At 64.5% G+C, this 262-nt stretch carries 1 protein-coding gene; it reads left to right on the top strand.

Going from position 1 to position 262, the window contains the following annotated elements; genetic code table 11:
• Nucleotides 1-262: hypothetical protein (locus IAE24_RS30060; protein WP_199962549.1), on the top strand; the 262-nt coding region annotated here is incomplete at both ends.

Here is a 262-nt window from a genome sequence, read left to right as displayed (position 1 = left end):
CAAGGTGCTGGCGGGCCAACTGGCCGAGATGGGCGAGATTGCCGGCATACAGCTGTCGTTTGAAGAGCGGCAACTGAAGGCGGTGCAGACCCAGATCGAGCAGCTGGATGCCCTGGCCAATACCGCTGACGAACTCGTCAACGGCACGGCCGCGCTCAGCGACACGGTGCGTGGGTACTTCGACAAGCTGCTGGCGACGCTTGGCACGACTAAGCCGAGCACGCCGGGCAAGCAGCCTGGCAAAGACGACGACGGCCCAGTG

The sequence above is a fragment of the Delftia sp. S65 genome (assembly GCF_016516495.1).
Classification (GTDB): Bacteria; Pseudomonadota; Gammaproteobacteria; order Burkholderiales; family Burkholderiaceae_C; genus Comamonas; species Comamonas acidovorans.
The sequence above is the reverse complement of the archived record's forward strand: the minus strand, read 5'-3'. Positions and strand labels throughout refer to the sequence as shown.